At 34.1% G+C, this 14,960-nt stretch carries 16 protein-coding genes and 1 riboswitch; of the genes, 3 read left to right on the top strand and 13 right to left on the bottom strand.

Annotation, left to right across the window (positions count from 1 at the left end; translation table 11 throughout):
* Positions 1-171: 171 nt before the first annotated feature.
* The 3 genes from rpiB to KFZ70_RS05225 are packed head-to-tail and all read left to right on the top strand — an operon-like array spanning position 172 to position 1,974.
* Positions 172-606, top strand: coding sequence for a ribose 5-phosphate isomerase B (rpiB, locus tag KFZ70_RS05235; protein WP_139694544.1), 435 nt, complete (start codon positions 172-174; stop codon positions 604-606).
* Positions 607-1,524, top strand: coding sequence for a cation diffusion facilitator family transporter (locus KFZ70_RS05230; RefSeq protein WP_139694545.1), 918 nt, complete (start codon positions 607-609; stop codon positions 1,522-1,524). It begins immediately after the preceding gene.
* Between the two features lie 3 nt (positions 1,525-1,527).
* Complete coding sequence (locus KFZ70_RS05225) at positions 1,528-1,974, top strand: GNAT family N-acetyltransferase (RefSeq protein WP_139694546.1); 447 nt, start codon at positions 1,528-1,530, stop codon at positions 1,972-1,974.
* Here the strand turns inward: KFZ70_RS05225 and KFZ70_RS05220 are convergent.
* From KFZ70_RS05220 to thiS, 13 genes are all read right to left on the bottom strand, one after another.
* Entirely contained in the window at positions 1,971-3,377 is a 1,407-nt protein-coding gene (locus KFZ70_RS05220) for a T9SS type B sorting domain-containing protein (RefSeq protein WP_158293155.1), read from the bottom strand. The two genes, KFZ70_RS05225 and KFZ70_RS05220, sit on opposite strands and share 4 nt — an antisense overlap.
* A gap of 5 nt (positions 3,378-3,382) precedes the next feature.
* Positions 3,383-4,243 carry an OmpA family protein gene (locus KFZ70_RS05215; protein ID WP_139694548.1) on the bottom strand — a complete coding sequence of 287 codons (861 nt, stop codon included), beginning with the start codon at positions 4,241-4,243 and terminating at the stop codon, positions 3,383-3,385.
* Positions 4,244-4,380: 137 nt separating this feature from the next.
* The gene (locus KFZ70_RS05210; protein WP_139694549.1) at positions 4,381-6,015 is read right to left on the bottom strand and encodes a S41 family peptidase; all 1,635 of its coding nucleotides are present in this window, start codon (positions 6,013-6,015) and stop codon (positions 4,381-4,383) included.
* Positions 6,012-6,830: a DUF4349 domain-containing protein gene (locus tag KFZ70_RS05205; protein ID WP_139694550.1), complete on the bottom strand. Its 819-nt coding sequence runs from the start codon at positions 6,828-6,830 to the stop codon at positions 6,012-6,014. The genes KFZ70_RS05210 and KFZ70_RS05205 overlap by 4 nt, the downstream gene beginning before the upstream one ends.
* An 11-nt stretch (positions 6,831-6,841) precedes the next feature.
* Positions 6,842-7,219 carry a ribonuclease P protein component gene (gene rnpA, locus KFZ70_RS05200; RefSeq protein WP_139694551.1) on the bottom strand — a complete coding sequence of 126 codons (378 nt, stop codon included), beginning with the start codon at positions 7,217-7,219 and terminating at the stop codon, positions 6,842-6,844.
* Between the two features lie 207 nt (positions 7,220-7,426).
* Positions 7,427-8,488, bottom strand: coding sequence for a ThiF family adenylyltransferase (locus KFZ70_RS05195; protein ID WP_139694552.1), 1,062 nt, complete (start codon positions 8,486-8,488; stop codon positions 7,427-7,429).
* Between the two features lie 3 nt (positions 8,489-8,491).
* Complete coding sequence (gene thiH / locus KFZ70_RS05190; protein ID WP_139694553.1) at positions 8,492-9,613, bottom strand: 2-iminoacetate synthase ThiH; 1,122 nt, start codon at positions 9,611-9,613, stop codon at positions 8,492-8,494.
* Positions 9,606-10,379, bottom strand: a complete 774-nt coding sequence (locus KFZ70_RS05185; RefSeq protein WP_139694554.1) for a thiazole synthase — start codon at positions 10,377-10,379, stop codon at positions 9,606-9,608. Before KFZ70_RS05185 ends, thiH begins: the two co-directional genes overlap by 8 nt.
* Before the next feature lie 2 nt (positions 10,380-10,381).
* Positions 10,382-11,035, bottom strand: coding sequence for a thiamine phosphate synthase (gene thiE / locus KFZ70_RS05180; protein WP_139694555.1), 654 nt, complete (start codon positions 11,033-11,035; stop codon positions 10,382-10,384).
* The gene (locus KFZ70_RS05175) at positions 11,032-11,811 is read right to left on the bottom strand and encodes a hydroxymethylpyrimidine/phosphomethylpyrimidine kinase (RefSeq protein ID WP_139694556.1); all 780 of its coding nucleotides are present in this window, start codon (positions 11,809-11,811) and stop codon (positions 11,032-11,034) included. Before KFZ70_RS05175 ends, thiE begins: the two co-directional genes overlap by 4 nt.
* Positions 11,812-12,462: a thiamine phosphate synthase gene (locus KFZ70_RS05170; RefSeq protein WP_139694557.1), complete on the bottom strand. Its 651-nt coding sequence runs from the start codon at positions 12,460-12,462 to the stop codon at positions 11,812-11,814.
* A gap of 160 nt (positions 12,463-12,622) precedes the next feature.
* Entirely contained in the window at positions 12,623-14,482 is a 1,860-nt protein-coding gene (gene thiC / locus KFZ70_RS05165) for a phosphomethylpyrimidine synthase ThiC (RefSeq protein WP_139694558.1), read from the bottom strand.
* 47 nt (positions 14,483-14,529) lie between these two features.
* A complete protein-coding gene (thiS, locus tag KFZ70_RS05160; protein ID WP_139694559.1) occupies positions 14,530-14,733 on the bottom strand; it encodes a sulfur carrier protein ThiS in 204 nt (67 codons plus the stop codon).
* 110 nt (positions 14,734-14,843) lie between these two features.
* A riboswitch (TPP riboswitch) is annotated at positions 14,844-14,939 on the bottom strand.
* Positions 14,940-14,960 lie beyond the last annotated feature (21 nt).

Here is a 14,960-nt window from a genome sequence, read left to right as displayed (position 1 = left end):
AGTGAATTAAATATTTGGATTTTTCACGACTCATTTTGATTGAAAAAATATTTATGTTCTCCTAATTTTTCTTTTAGAAAGTAATGAACACTTATTAACAAGTAATCAATACTATCATCCACATTGTTAATAATTACTACCTTTGTGGAAACCTATTAATATAATTAAAAAATGACAATTTCTATTGGAAACGATCACGCTGGAACAGATTATAAATTTGCTATAAAAGAACTTCTTGAATCTAAAGGTATTACAGTTATAAATCATGGTACAGATAAGAGTGGTAGTGTAGATTATGCTGATTTTGTTCACCCTGTTGCTGATGATGTTGAAAATGGAAAAGCTAAGTATGGTATTTTAATTTGTGGTAGTGCTAATGGTGTAGCTATGACTGCTAATAAACACCAAAAAATACGAGCTGGATTATGTTGGAATAAGGAGATTGTTCATTTAATAAGAAGTCATAATAATGCTAATATTTTATGTATTCCAGCTAGGTTTACCGCTATTCAACAAGCCCTTGAAATGGTTGATGTATTTTTAAATACAGAATTTGAAGGTGGAAGACATCAAAACAGAATAAATAAAATTCCATTGTCTTGTTAAATGGGACAAAGCCATTCGCATAATCATTCACATACCCATTCCGATTTAAAAGGCCGTAATCTTTTAATATCTATATTTTTAAACATATTAATTACAGCCTCACAGGTTATAGGCGGATTACTATCTGGTAGTTTAGCGTTACTTAGTGATGCGCTTCATAATTTTAGTGACGTATTATCTCTTGTGGTTAGTTATGTTGCTAATAAATTAACTAAAAAGGAAGCGTCTTTTTATAAAACCTTTGGTTATAAGCGCGCCGAAATTTTAGCTGCTTTTGTTAATGCTGCTACACTAATTATTGTAGCTATTTTGTTGATTATTGAAGCTGTAAAGAGATTTGAAGAACCTGAAAATATTAAGTCTAATTTAGTTATTTGGTTATCGCTTTTAGGTATTCTTGCTAATGGATTCAGTGTATTACTGCTTAAAAAAGATTCTGAAAGTAATATGAATATGCGTAGTGTATACCTTCATTTATTTACTGATATGATGGCGAGTATTGCCGTTTTAATAGGGGGTCTTTTAATGTATTTTTATCAAATCTATTGGGTAGATAATTTACTTACATTAGCTATAGCCATATATTTAATTTGGATGGGGTACGATTTATTAAAAACCTCTACCAAAGTGCTTATGTTATTTACCCCTGAAAATATACCTATTAAGCAAATAGTTGACGAAATAAATGCTTTTGAAAGTGTTAAAAATACGCATCATGTACACGTTTGGCAATTGAATGAAGACGAAATACATTTAGAAGCGCATATTGATTTTCATGAAGATATTACCCTTTCTCAATTTGATGCTATTTTACATGATATAGAAGATTTGGTGTTTAAAAAATATGATATTAACCATGTTAATATTCAACCAGAGTACGGCAAACCAGATGCGAAAGATATTATTGTTCAAGATTAATCTATGTTAGAGATACAAGTAAAGTCTTTTAAAGAATTAACTACACTTGAATTATATAAGTTACTGCAATTACGAAGTGAAGTATTTGTAGTTGAGCAAGATTGTGTGTATCAAGATATAGATGGTAAAGATGAGCAGGCTCTTCATATTTTAGGTTTTAAGAATAAAAAATTAGTAGCTTATACTCGGGTATTTAAACCTGGAGTATACTTTAAAGCATCTAGTATTGGGCGTGTGGTAGTTTCTAAACATGAACGAAATCATAAATATGGTTATGATATAATGGAAGCTTCAATTAAAGCTATTAAATCTTATTATAATGAAGATTTAATAAAGATTTCTGCTCAATGTTATTTAAAGCAATTTTATACTAATTGTGGTTTTAAAGCTGTTGGTGAGTCTTATTTAGAAGATGGTATTCCGCATATAGCCATGATTAAAGAAAATTAGCGTTTTAAAGTGAAAGGACCTTTTAGTACCTCTCCTGTATTTAATGTTATGTGATACCAGTACGTATCTGTAATTTGTGGATAACCATTAAAAGTACCATCCCACCCTTCAGAATTTAAATATATGGTTTTTAGTAGTTTGCCATATCTATTAAAAATTAAAATATTTTTAACTGTGTGGTTAACATCAAAAACCTGCCAGGTATCATTGGTACCATCATTATTAGGGGTGAAAAACTTAGGAATTATAAAGTCATCATCGGTAATAATGACATTAAAACGGGATTCATTATCAAAGCAATTTATTTCGTTGTAAATATAAATAGTTTGACTTGTAGTGATGTTTTGCCCAGCATATAATAAACTACCTTTGCCACCAGATGCCGTAAAATAGTTTCCGTAGGTAATATATGGTAAGGTATAATTGGAACCAATAAAATTGTTTAAATAATCCACAGGAACTGTAACTCCGCATTCTTTTTCAGAGGTTACATAATTTGTATAATTTTCAGGCTGCCATGTACTATGGTTTCCGATAGCATTATCTATTAAAACACAAGTTAAACTAGGGTTATTACTAAAATTAATGAGGCTTAAGTTGCCATTATTTCCATTTCTTAAATCAAGTTTGCATAAATCATTATTACTACAATTCAGGTTTAATAAATTACTGTTTTTTGATAAATTTAAACGATCAATCAGATTATTTTGACATAGTATGGCCTTAATATTTTTGCTATTTGAAACATCAAGTGAAGCTATTTGGTTGTTTTCACAAGACAAATAAGTGAGCATATAATTACTACTAATATTTAGATTTGAAATAAAGTTACCCCCACACAATAACCTTGCTAGTGATGTGCTACTTGATAAATCTAAATCTGTTATTTGATTATTTTCACAGCTTAAAATATTAAGGTTTGTTAAGGTTGAAGTATCTAATTCATTTAAATTATTGTTTTCACACCTCAGTGATATTAATTCTGTGTTGTTCATTACATTTAAATCTGATAGGTTATTTCCAAAACACCAAAGTCTTTGTAATTCAGTTGATCTACTAACATTCAGGGATGTTAAGTTATTTCCACTACAATATACTTCTACTAAATTAAGATTGTTTGAGAGATCCAGTATATCCAACTGGTTTTTTGAACAATTAAGATTGGTTAAAATTTTAAAATCTTCAATACCTGTTAAGTCCTGAATACTTTTTTCTGAAAGCTCTAAACTTACTACGTTAGCAATGTTGGCAGTAGGTACAAGATCATTAAGAGGAGGCGTATCATACCCCAAATCAATTAAAGCCTGCTCAAAATTATCATCTGGAACATAAGTGATTTGAGTAAAACATGATATACTAATCAAAAAAACAAAAAAGAAAAGTAAATTGGCTTTTTTTGCCATAGTAATCATTTCAATTTGTCATCAACATAAGTGATAACAATTTCTACCCGCCTATCAAATTTAGGATCACCACCCAACGGAAATTTTCTGCGCATTCCTAGGTGACGCATTCGTTTTTTGTTTACGCCTTTTTTAGCAAAGTAATCATAAACATATTTTGCTCTGGCCTCAGAGAGATTTCGCTTTTTAGTTTTTCTATCTACCGCATCTCTTGTATACTGGGTACAGCACACATGCCCTTGTATAGTAAAATAAATATCAGGGCGTTCTACTAAAGCATCAGCAATCTCTTTTAAAATTTTTTTTGATTCAGGCGTCACAGCGGCATAACCTGTTTTAAAAAGGATATTTTTAAAAACTATTTTATCTCCTTTTGTACTTTCATTGATTAAATCAACAACGGTTTTTTCTTTTTCAACAATGGGTTGTTCTACTTTGGCAATAGGCTTAGGTTTGGGTTGTTTTGGTTTTACAATAATTTCAACTTTTCTATTTAACCCTCTAATTTTAAGTATGTCTTTTTCTTCAACAATTTTTAAAAGAACTTTGCCTTTTCCATCTACATTGGAAATTAAATCTTCACTAATTTCATTGTTTGAAAATATCGTTTTTATAGCATCAGCACGTTGCTGAGATAATATTAAATTATAACTATCTGCTCCCCTATCATCACAAAATCCAAATATGGATATCGATTCAATTTCTATATCATTTAAGTTAGAAATAAAGAGTAGTAAACGGTTTTTTTCAGTACTAGGCACCTCATACTTATCAGTTTCAAAATAAACCTCATGGGTGAGCTGCTCTTGCGAAAAAGCCATCACACTGTTAAGTATTATTAAAATGGCAACTAATAATTTATTCATGGTAGAAAAAGTAATAGGCTAAATATAATATTTTCTATCGAAAATTATGCCACAAGTCTACGTATAAGGGGTTTTCAAGGTTGAATTAATGACCAGTGAACGAGTTATAAAAATTATATCGATAAAATACAGTTAATTTATTTCAAATAGCTCTCATATTTTGACAGATTACTAAGAATTTCAGTTGCCTTTTTTATTTCAGGATTATGAATTTTATAGTAATCATATAAACCTTCCCTATACACATATCTTTTTACAATATCTTCTGTAAGAAGCTTTAGTAAAAAGTTTTTATTCTCATCAATAACGATTAATTTTGATTGGTTTAAGTTTTGTATTAGTAACTTATAATCGCGCTCAATATTATCATTAAGGTCTTCTTTTTTTGATACGTCAAAGGCTTTTTTTAAGGCCTTTTCAGTATCGGTTTCAAACGAAAAATTATTTGTTTTTAAGAAGGATTTAAACGCTAAAAAATCCTTATCATTCAATACTAAATTATTAATATTTTCAATGTTATGCGTGTAATAATATTGGGTAGCAAAATCAAAAATTAAATCACTATTGATTATTGCATTAGTAATGGTTGAATTTTTAGGGGCGCCAATAACTTCATCAGGAAAAACTCCACCACCATCAAAAACGGGTCGGCCATTTTTTGTTTTAAAAGCATTATAGTTTTCTTGTTTAATTCTTACAGCTTCCCCTTTTTCATTTCTATTCCAATAGTCTAAAGATTGAATACATCTACCAGAAGGGGTGTAATATCTAGATATGGTAATTTTTACTTGGGTGCCATAGGTTAATTGTTTTGGGCGTTGTACTAAACCTTTACCAAAACTTCGGGAACCTACTACCACAGCTCTATCAAGATCTTGAAGCGCTCCCGAAACAATTTCACTAGCTGAGGCACTGCTGCCATCAATTAAAATAACAAGAGGTATTTTTGTGTCAATAGGATCATTTTGAGTGACATAAATACGATTGTATTTTTTTACTTTTGATTTTGTAGTAACCACCAACTGCCCTTTGGGTACAAAAAGATTAACAATTTTAATAGCTTCGTTAAGCAATCCTCCTGGATTGCCTCTAAGATCGAGCACTATTTTTTGAGCACCTTGAGCTTTTAAATCGCGAAGCGCATAATTTGTTTCTGCATAAGCTTTGTCGCTAAACTGACTTAAAACAATATACCCCGTTTCCTTATTAATTAAAGAAAAATGGGGTACTGCCTTTATAGCCACTTCGGCACGTTTTATACTGGCAGTTTGGGTTTTACCTTGGCGTTTATAAGTGACTTCAACCGAAGAATCGGGTGAGCCTTTAAGTAAATCGCCAGCATTATCTTTGTAATTTGAAATGGCTGTATTCCCTACTTTTATAATTTCATCACCCGCTTTTAAACCAGCTTTATCAGCGGGATAATCTTTATAAGGTTCTAGTATAACCAACTTATCCTTTAAGGTTTTTACTTTGGCACCAATGCCAGTATAGTCTCCCGTATTATTAATTCTTGCTGCTTCTACATCCTGTTCGTTCATAAAGTTGGTATAGGGATCAAGATCAGCCAACATGCTTTTAATGGCCGTATCCATCAAGTCTCCAGGATTGGTTTCATCCACATAATTCATGTTAAGTTCTTTAAACAATGTGGTGAAAATTTCTATCTGTTTAGCGATTTCAAAAAAATCGTTTTGAAATGCCGAAGTAGTAAAAAATAAGGCTGCTGCTATAACTGGAATAACAAATCGCTTTTTTAAAAGGTGTTTCATTTTTTACGTTTTTTAAGCCATTTTCTAAAGAAAAATATAGAAAAAGCAAGTATTAGTATAAAAGGCCAAATATGTAATAAGCCCAAGAAAAATAGAGAAATTCCGTTAAATCCCGATTTGAGAGCATTCCACATTTTGCTGCCATATGATAAAGTTACAGGAGCTTCATCTGTGTATTTATAAAATTCAATATCTAAGGTACTAAAAGATACTTTATTTTGAAGATATTTTATGCGTCCTTCTTTAGCTTCAATCTCTTCTCGTATTTTAGAAAGTTCGCGTTCTATATTTAAAACGTCTTCAACAGTTTTAGCTTTATCTAATAACTCTAAATACCGTTTTTCTAACGTTTTTTTGGTTTTTAAACGGGCTTCAAGGTCGATAAATTCTTCTGTAACATCTTTAGTAGAAATACGTTTGCTATCAAAATACGTAACGTCTTTACTAATAGCATCGACTGTATTTTGAAACTGTTCAGTTGGAATTCTAACAATTAAATGTCTTGAAATTCGGTTGTATGATTTATTGGTATAATCGTTTTGGATATAACCTTTATAGGCAGTGAGACTATTACTTATTTGTGAAAAAGTTTTGTCTAAATCTTGTGTTTCAAAGCGTAAAAAACCTTCTTTAATAATTTTAGGACTGCTATTTTTTGCTTCTGAAGGTTTAGCTACACTAACTTCTGAAGCTTCTTCGGCGATATTAATAACTTCGTTTTCAAGATAAGCTTCCGATTTGTAGTTTTCTGAAGCCGATTTAGAACACATTAAAGGTAAAAAGGCAATAAGTACATAAGAAAGCAATAATTTCATAATCAAGTATTTTAAGGGTTAGAGCGCTTGTCTGAAAATTTTTCAAACAAGGCCGTCATTCTTTTTTCAACTTGAGAGCATGTTGGTTTTTCTTTACCTACATATAAAATCATGAAGGCATGTTGTGTTTCTAAATCGTTAATAAATTGCGCTTTATGTAATCTGTAACTTTCTCTTAACAAACGTTTTATTCTATTTCTGTCAACCGCTTTTTTAAAATAACGCTTACTTACCGAAACACCTGTTTTAGCCAAAACATCCTCGTCAAATGCTGTTTGAAGATAAACCAACCGCAAAGGATATGCCGAAACCGATTTACCTTGAGAAAATAACTGATCGATTAATTTTTTGCTTTTAAGTTTTTCCTTTTTAGGATACGTGTAAGTCAAGCGAAATAATTTTAAACCTCAAAGGTAGTGAAATAAAAAAATCACCTTAAAAAAAGTATTCTATTATTAACGTAGGATCTAGATAGCTTTATGTTTAAGAGAAACTAATGATGTCATATCGAGCGGAGTCGAGACCTCTTTTAAAACGAAAAATTTAGAACTTCAAACGAAGTCTAGAAATTGTATTCATACACGAATTCATGCTAACTAAATGCCCATTAAACCCTGTTTTAAGTTAATGAGTTTAACATTGATATTGGCATTTTTAATAAGATTGATAGCTTGTTTGCTTCTACCACCAGAAAGGCAATACACCACTAAATCTTTATCGGTTTCAATTTCAGATAAACGTTCTTGTAATTCATTTAACGGAATGTGCTTCCCTCCTATGTGTTTTTCTTCGCGTTCTGCAATTGTACGCACATCCAATAAATTATAGCGGTTCAAATGCGCTTGTAATTCTTCATAAATAATTTCATTTTTTTGAGGTGCAACACCGCAGAAAAAATCGTAATCTTCTTCTAATTTGGTAATTGAAATCGTTTCATTTTTTTCATACTCTAAAATGAATTGTTTCAAGCTTAACGCATTAAAAGTGAGTAGTTTATTAGCGAGGATGTTTCCTAAATTGCAAATTATTTTGATGACTTCATTAGCTTGTAAACAGCCTATAATACCAGGTAAAACACCCAAAACTCCAATATCTGAACAATTAGGTACGGCATCTGGTTTTGGCGGTGTTGGGTATAAACAACGGTAAGTAGCACTGCTTTTATAGTTCATTACTGAGACTTGTCCGTCGAATTTAAAAATAGAACCAAAAACCACGGGTTTATTAGTGAGAACGGCAGCATCGTTTACCAAATATTTGGTTTGAAAATTATCGGTACCATCAACAATAATATCATAAGCTTCAAACAAATCGATAGCATTGTTTTGAGATAGTCTTTCGGTATAGGTTTGAAAATTTACAAACGGATTAAGCAGACTTAAACGGTGTGCTGCACAAAGGGCTTTGTGTTTTCCAACGTCTTCAATAGTATAAAGTATTTGACGTTGCAAGTTGGTTTGGTCTACCCTATCGTTATCTATAATACCTATAGTGCCAACACCAGCAGCCGTTAAATACTGTAAAACAGGACAACTCAACCCGCCCGAGCCAATAACTAAAACTTTGGCAGCTTTAAGCTGCAATTGGCCTTTTTCTCCAATGGTTTCTAGTATAAGATGACGGCTGTATTGTTTTTGTTCTTCTTTACTTAAGGGCATGATTTAATGGGTTTCGGTATAGTGTTTCTCCCAGTCTTTCCAAACCACTTCGTAACCTTGACTTTTTATCATATTTTTTATGGCTTCGGTGCTTCTTTCGTCCGAAATTTCAAATTGTTCCAACGATTCTGGTTCAACCACATAACCACCAGGATTGGTTTTCGACTCGGCACTTATAGAGGTAATACCTAAATGAATGATATGATTTCTAAAGGTTTCACTTTCGCGTGTAGACATTGAGAGTTCTACATCTTCATCTAACAAGCGATAAGCACAAATGAGTTGTACCAAATCGGCGTCAGTCATTTCTACTTTTGGTTGCACATCACCTTGATGCGGACGTAACCTCGGGAATGAAATGGAATACTTGGTTTTCCAGTAGGTTTTTTGCAAGTATTTAAGATGTAATGCAGTGTAAAAACTATCCACTCGCCAATCTTCTAAACCAAATAACGCGCCCATACCAATTTTATGAATACCTGCTCTTCCTAAACGATCTGGCGTTTCTAAACGGTAATCGAAATTTGATTTTCGCCCTTTCGGGTGATGGATTTTATAAGTGGCTTCATTATAGGTTTCTTGATAGACTAAAACAGCATACAAACCTTCGGAAATAAGCGTTTCGTACTCTTCTTGATCCATAGGCTGCACCTCAATACTAATATTAGAAAATTGAGATCGTATAAGCTGAATGGCATGTTTTAAATACGATACCCCTACCGTTTTGTTAGCTTCACCAGTTACTAAAAGAATATGATCGTAACCTAAACTTTTAATATACGCTGCTTCTTTTAAAATTTCGGCATCGGTTAGTGTTCTACGACGTATTTTATTGGTCATACTAAAACCACAATAGGTACAAATGTTTTGGCATTCGTTAGACAAATACATTGGGATATACATTTGAATCGTGTTACCAAAACGTTTTTTAGTAATGGCATTACTACGTTGTGCCATTTGTTCTATAAAAGGTTTCGCCGCAGGCGAAATAAGCACTTTAAAATCGTCTAAAGTGATTTTTTGTTTTGCCAAAACCCGTTCAACATCAGCCGATGTAAACGCATAAATCTCACGTTCTAAATCGTCCCAATTATACTGATTAAAAGTATCTTTAAAATTATGCATTTAAAAAAGAGGTTAAAGGACTACTCGCTTCGGCGTGTTGTTTTATAGGTGCTAGTTTCGCATTGTAAGCCATTCTTCCTGCTTCAACAGCCATTTTAAACGCTTTACCCATCTCTACAGGGTTTTGTGAAACAGCTATTGCGGTATTTACTAAAACAGCATCGGCACCTAATTCCATAGCATAAGCAGCATGCGAAGGTGCGCCAATACCTGCATCAACCACTACAGGCACATTACTTTGCTCGATAATGATTTCTAAAAAATCCATAGTTTTTAAACCTTTATTGCTTCCAATTGGTGCTCCTAAAGGCATGACACATTGGGTACCTACTTCTTCTAAACGTTTACATAACACAGGGTCTGCATGAATATAAGGCATCACCACAAAACCTAATTTAACCAATTCTTCAGCAGCTTTTAAGGTTTCAATAGGATCTGGTAATAAGTATTTTGGATCTGGATGAATTTCCAATTTCACCCAATTGGTTTCAAGAGCTTCACGTGCTAATTGTGCTGCAAATACAGCTTCTTTAGCTGTTCTAACTCCTGATGTATTTGGCAATAAATGAATTTGATTGTCTTTTAAATGCACCAATATATCATCCGATTCATTTTCTATATCTACACGTTTTAAAGCGACAGTAACCAATTCACTTTCTGAAGCGATAATAGCCTCGCGCATTAATTGTGAATTGCTAAATTTTCCTGTGCCTGTAAATAACCTTGAGTTAAAGGTTTTATCTGCTATTTTTAGTGTGTCTGTCATAATTAATTCTTTTTGTTAGGTTTCCAGACCTGTTCATGTACAATATCGCCGTTTAATAGTTTTTGAAACGCGGCGATGCTATTAAAATTTTTAGTGATCTCTCCAGAAACCGCTATACCGTGTATGCCTGTGGTTAAGAGTTCTGAAACATCATCTAATGTTATCCCTCCAATCGCAATTATAGGCGTATGGGTTTGTAAGGTTTCAAGCAGGGTTAAGTAACCATTATAGCGCAAAACAGGACTTAAATTGTTTTTAGTGGTCGTGAATCGGTAAGGCCCAAGACCAATATAATCAACGTTTTGTGCAAGTAAGTTTTGGCAATCTTCAAGGGTATTGGCTGTACCTCCTATCATTTGCCAAGAATACAATGTTTTTCGTGCCTCCGTTGGCGATGCATCGGTTTTACCTAAATGCACGCCATCTGCTTTTACTGCTTTAGCTATTTTATAATGATCGTTTATAATTAAACGTGTTTGATAATGTGCCGTGATGTCTCGCGCTTCTTCGGCAGCTTTTAAGAGTGTTTTTTCTGAAACATTTTTTAAGCGAAGCTGAACCAATTCGGCTCCAGAACTACATGCTTTTTGAATGTGTTCTAAATGATCTTTTACAGCGTCTCCCTGACTTATATAATGTAGTTTGCTAACAATCATTCTGTAATGTGTTGTGTTTTTTTAATGTGATGATGAATTCCCAACAAGGTTTCTGAACTGTTTAAAAACGCTTCGGTATAGCTTTTGGCTAGTCTAGCAGCATCTTCTAACAGGTATCCAAGAGCTATGTTTGATGCTAAAGCTGAAGCTAATACACAGCCGCTACCGTGTTTTTCATAAACTTTATCAACGTTTGGTTGTAGGTTAACCATAACAATGGCGCTATGGTAAAGTTGGTCCCAGCCTTTTTTATCGGCGCGATGTCCACCTTTTAAATACACGTTGGTGTGTTGACTTAAGCGTTCTAGAGTTGCTTCAACCGAAAGTTCTGGGTATAAGCTTTTAATTTCATCGTAATTTGGCGTAATGACATAGCATTGTTTCCAAATACTATCTAAACGTTCTTGATGTTCTTTTGTATGAAAATAGAAACCGGCACTGGCTTTAAATACAGGGTCGACTATAATTTTAACGTGAGGATTTAAGGCTTTTAGTGTATTTATAATTTGAGACAATACCGCCCAAGATTCTACAATCCCTATTTTAACCACAGGGATATCAAACCGATTAAAAAGCGTTTCAATTTGTGCGATAATCACCTTAACATCGGTCCAAATACAAGCTTTAAATTCAACATCATTTTGAACCGTAATGGCTGTACATACCGAAAGCCCGTAGAGACCATGCGCTTCAAAGGTTTTAATATCTGAAGTGATGCCTGCTCCCGAACTGGGATCGAAACCTGCAATAGATAATATGTACTGGTGTGCTGCCATTTAAATATAGCTTTTTACAGTTGTAAAATAGTTTTGCATGATTTTAAAATTTGAAATCGGTGCACCACTTTGCCAAATACCACCAAGGACACCAACACCTTTAAAACCTAGTGTTGTGAACGCTTTTAGATTTTTAGTAGTGACACCGCCCATACCTACTATGTTTTTATCGATTTGATTAACATCAAAACCGCGGCCTTGATACCCCGTTTTTGAAATTGAAGAAAACACGGGACTAAGCAAATGGTAATCGAATGTTAAAGCACAGTTTTCGATATGTTCTGGTTCATGAAACGATGCACTAATGGTTTTCCCTTTTAAAGCGGCTGATTCTATATGTAATAATTGCACATAGTCATTTAAAAAGTCCGTTTTTAAAATAGGCGTTTTACCATTTAAATCGAATGCTTCTCTTTGAGCTTCTTGAAAATGAATCCCTTTTAGATTATAATTGGCAACCAATTTATGATGCTGATGCAATATGATTCTATCGTGATATTTAGAATCGATTTGATTCAAATAGTCGCAATATGCGTTACCGTCTTTTTTAGGTTTTCTTAAATGATAGTATTGCAAACCCGCTTGAAATAACTGATGTAGTATTTCAATTTCGTTGGGTATGTCTGTTTCTGGTGCAATTAAAACTATCATAATCTAACGTCTTGAGTTAGGGATTGAGGTTTTGTTTGAGCTCTTTTACAAGGTGCGTAGCTTTAGCGGAGCACGTTGTAAAAAGCGAGTACCGAAAGCCCGACCAAAAACGGTTACCGTTACAGTTTGTGTAACCGTTTTTTGGAACTCCCTAAATATGTTATAAATAAATTTCTGAACCTTTTTCTTTAAATTCTTCCGATTTCTCTTCCATACCTTTCGAGAACACTTCGGTGCCTTCTACTTTGTTTTCGGCAGAAAAATCACGTACCTCCTGTGAAATCTTCATCGAGCAGAATTTTGGTCCGCACATTGAGCAGAAGTGTGCAATTTTAGCCCCTTGAGCTGGTAAGGTTTCATCGTGGAATTCGCGTGCTTTTTCTGGGTCTAAACCAAGGTTAAATTGGTCTTCCCAACGGAACTCGAAACGTGCTTTACTTAAAGCATTGTCTCTATGTTGTGCGCCTGGATGCCCTTTGGCTAAATCGGCTGCATGTGCCGCTAATTTATAAGTTACAACTCCTTCACGAACGTCATCGCGGTTAGGTAAACCAAGGTGTTCTTTAGGTGTTACATAACACAGAACAGCACAACCGTACCAAGCAATCATTGCCGCTCCAATTCCCGAGGTAATGTGGTCGTAACCTGGCGCGATATCGGTAGTTAATGGGCCTAAAGTATAGAAAGGTGCTTCATCACAAGCTTCTAATTGCTTATCCATGTTTTCTTTAATCATGTGCATTGGCACGTGACCAGGCCCTTCTATAAAGCATTGTACTTCGTGTTTACGTGCTAATTTGGTTAATTCGCCAAGCGTTTCTAATTCCGCAAACTGAGCTTCGTCGTTAGCATCGGCAATAGACCCTGGGCGTAAACCATCACCTAAAGAGAAGGCTACGTCGTATTGTTTTAAAATTTCGCAAATATCTTCGAAATGTGTGTATAAAAAGTTTTCTTTATGATGCGCTAAACACCATTTCGCCATGATAGAACCACCACGAGATACGATTCCAGTAACACGTTTAGCCGTCATAGGCACATAACGTAACAAAACCCCAGCATGAATGGTAAAGTAGTCTACCCCCTGCTCTGCTTGTTCTATTAAAGTATCACGGAAAATTTCCCAAGTTAAGTCTTCGGCTACACCGTTTACTTTTTCTAAAGCTTGATAGATTGGCACGGTTCCGATTGGCACTGGTGAGTTTCGTACAATCCACTCACGGGTTTCGTGAATGTTTTGTCCTGTAGATAAATCCATGATGGTATCTGCTCCCCACCGGCAAGCCCAAACCGATTTTTCAACTTCTTCTTCTATTGATGATGTTGTTGCAGAGTTACCGATGTTAGCATTGATTTTCACCAAGAAATTACGACCTAAAATCATAGGTTCAGATTCTGGGTGATTGATGTTATTTGGAATTACAGCACGTCCTCTAGCCACTTCACTACGTACAAATTCTGGTGTAATCTTCGCAGGGATTGAAGCACCAAAATCTTCGCCTTTGTGTTGCTTTACGATTTCGGTCATTTCGTCAATACGTTGGTTTTCACGAATGGCGATGTATTCCATTTCAGGTGTGATTATACCTTGCTTAGCGTAGTGTAATTGGGTTACGTTTTTACCCGCTTTTGCGCGTAAAGGCTTTTTTAAATGCGAAAAACGCATGTGGTCTAAACTGCTGTCGTTTAAACGTTCGTTACAATATTTTGATGAAAAGCCGTCTAATTGCTCCACATCACTACGATCTAAAATCCATTGTTCTCTTAAACGCTCAATACCATCGTGAACGCTTATTTTTTTTCTTGGGTCTGTATAAGGTCCCGAAGTATCATAAACAGTTACAGGTTCATTAGGGGTTAATTTACCTGTCATGGAATCTTTGGTATCGCTTAAGGTAATTTCACGCATGGCCACTTTAATGTGTGGATGCATTTTACCTGAAACATAGATCTTTTTAGAATTAGGAAAAGGATTTCTGGTAATCTTTCCCTGTTGTGGTGCTGTGTCTTTATTTTTCAATTTTTTTAAGCTTTAGATATTTGTTATTGTTATAGCTATTACGTGGCTTAACCCCCTTGAGTAGCTTGTATGATGAGTATGCTATCGTTATCGTTAAAGGTTTGAGAAGACCATTGTGGTTTCGAAACAATTTTATTGTTTATAGCTACAGCAATACCTTCTTTCGGGCTTTCAATTTTTTCTAATAATTGAAATACATCGCAGTTGTTTTCTACGTCTATTGCGCACTGATTCACCTTAATTTTAATCATATAACAAGTGTTTTTACTACAAAGTAGTATTAAAGGGCGAATAAGAAAGACTTTTGAAAATAGTATACCTAGCAGGTATACAAAGAAAAGAGATGTAAACACCTATTTCAAGGTGTTTTTCAACTTTTCCCTTCGATGGTACTAACCATATCAGGTTCAAAGGGTCTTTCTCAGTTCTAAATGATAGAACACCCCTAAAGTTTACTTCACAAACTTATAAAAAAATG

This window comes from Allotamlana fucoidanivorans (assembly GCF_045788535.1).
In the GTDB taxonomy this organism is placed as follows: Bacteria; Bacteroidota; Bacteroidia; order Flavobacteriales; family Flavobacteriaceae; genus Allotamlana; species Allotamlana fucoidanivorans.
The sequence above is the reverse complement of the archived record's forward strand: the minus strand, read 5'-3'. Positions and strand labels throughout refer to the sequence as shown.

Bases quoted from the DNA above. Each gene is read 5' to 3' on its own strand.
- rpiB (WP_139694544.1), top strand. From the start codon at position 172: ATGACAATTTCTATTGGAAACGATCACGCTGGAACAGATTATAAATTT.
- KFZ70_RS05230 (WP_139694545.1), top strand. From the start codon at position 607: ATGGGACAAAGCCATTCGCATAATCATTCACATACCCATTCCGATTTA.
- KFZ70_RS05225 (WP_139694546.1), top strand. From the start codon at position 1,528: ATGTTAGAGATACAAGTAAAGTCTTTTAAAGAATTAACTACACTTGAA.
- KFZ70_RS05220 (WP_158293155.1), bottom strand. From the start codon at position 3,377: ATGGCAAAAAAAGCCAATTTACTTTTCTTTTTTGTTTTTTTGATTAGT.
- KFZ70_RS05215 (WP_139694548.1), bottom strand. From the start codon at position 4,243: ATGAATAAATTATTAGTTGCCATTTTAATAATACTTAACAGTGTGATG.
- KFZ70_RS05210 (WP_139694549.1), bottom strand. From the start codon at position 6,015: ATGAAACACCTTTTAAAAAAGCGATTTGTTATTCCAGTTATAGCAGCA.
- KFZ70_RS05205 (WP_139694550.1), bottom strand. From the start codon at position 6,830: ATGAAATTATTGCTTTCTTATGTACTTATTGCCTTTTTACCTTTAATG.
- KFZ70_RS05195 (WP_139694552.1), bottom strand. From the start codon at position 8,488: ATGCCCTTAAGTAAAGAAGAACAAAAACAATACAGCCGTCATCTTATA.
- thiH (WP_139694553.1), bottom strand. From the start codon at position 9,613: ATGCATAATTTTAAAGATACTTTTAATCAGTATAATTGGGACGATTTA.
- KFZ70_RS05185 (WP_139694554.1), bottom strand. From the start codon at position 10,379: ATGACAGACACACTAAAAATAGCAGATAAAACCTTTAACTCAAGGTTA.
- thiE (WP_139694555.1), bottom strand. From the start codon at position 11,035: ATGATTGTTAGCAAACTACATTATATAAGTCAGGGAGACGCTGTAAAA.
- KFZ70_RS05175 (WP_139694556.1), bottom strand. From the start codon at position 11,811: ATGGCAGCACACCAGTACATATTATCTATTGCAGGTTTCGATCCCAGT.
- KFZ70_RS05170 (WP_139694557.1), bottom strand. From the start codon at position 12,462: ATGATAGTTTTAATTGCACCAGAAACAGACATACCCAACGAAATTGAA.
- thiS (WP_139694559.1), bottom strand. From the start codon at position 14,733: ATGATTAAAATTAAGGTGAATCAGTGCGCAATAGACGTAGAAAACAAC.